1 protein-coding gene is annotated in these 1,319 nt (G+C 65.8%); it reads right to left on the reverse strand.

From position 1 onward, the window contains the following. The coding region (locus ABTY04_RS40995) for a non-ribosomal peptide synthetase (RefSeq protein WP_352218521.1) at positions 1 to 1,319 on the reverse strand (1,319 nt) is incomplete at both ends.

Genomic DNA, 1,319 nt, shown 5'->3' on the forward strand with positions numbered 1-1,319 from the left:
ACCACCACCGACCGGACCTCACCCGGCTCAATACGGAAACCACGCACCTTCACCTGATCATCCGCACGCCCCAGATACACCAACTCACCCTCAGCGGTCCACCGGACACGGTCACCCGTCCGATACATCCGCTCACCCGCACCGGTGTAAGGCGAGGCAACGAACCGCTCAGCCGTCAGACCCGCACGCCCCACATACCCACGCGCCAGACCCACACCAGCCACATACAGCTCACCCACCACACCCACAGGCACCGGCCGCAACGAACCATCCAGCACGAACACCCGCGCATTGACCACCGGCCCACCGATAACCGGCACACCACCCGCGACCAACGGCCCCGACATCGTCGCGCACACCGTCGTCTCCGTCGGACCATACGCATTCACCAACCGACGACCCGGCGCCCACTTCTCCACCAACTCACCGGCCAGCACCTCACCCGCCGACACCAACGTCGACACCGACGGCAAATCACCCCCACCCAGCACACCCAGCACAGCCGGCGGCAACGTCACATGCGTCACCCCAAGACGCGCCACCAACTCCACCAACCCACCACCAGGCAACAACTCACCCGCAGGCGCCACCACCAACGCGGCACCCACCGACAACGCCACCAAAATCTCAGCCGTCGCCGCATCAAAACCAACCGACGCGAACTGCAGCACACGACTCGCACCATCCACCGCGAACCGCTCCACCTGAGCCGCGACCAGCGACCCCACACCCGCGTGCGACACCACCACACCCTTGGGCACACCCGTCGAACCCGACGTATAAATCACATACGCCGCCTGACCCGACACCACACCCACACCCAGAGCCGACCCCGCCAGAGACTCGATCTCCCCGGCAACCGACCCCTCATCAACCACCACAGACGCCACACCCGCAGGCACAACCCCCACGCACGACGCCTGCGTCACCACACACACCGCACCCGAATCAGCCAGGACGAACCCGACCCGCTCCGCCGGATACCCCGGATCAACCGGCAGATACACACCACCCGCCTTCGACACCGCCAGCAACGCGACCACGAACCCGACACCACGCTCCAGGCACACACCCACCACGGACTCCGGCCCCACACCCCGGCCGACCAGATACCGCGCCAGACGATTCGCACGCGCGTCCAACTCCGCATACGACACCTCAACACCATCACCCACCACCGCGACAGCATCCGGAGTCCGCGCCACCTGCGCCTCGAACAACCCCGAAACCGACACCTCACCCACAACAGCAGCGGTCTCGTTCCACTCCACCAGAACCCGACGACGCTCCACCTCACCCAGAACATCAACCGAGCTCAG

This window comes from Streptomyces sp. NPDC097981, assembly GCF_040302565.1.
In the GTDB taxonomy this organism is placed as follows: Bacteria; Actinomycetota; Actinomycetes; order Streptomycetales; family Streptomycetaceae; genus Streptomyces.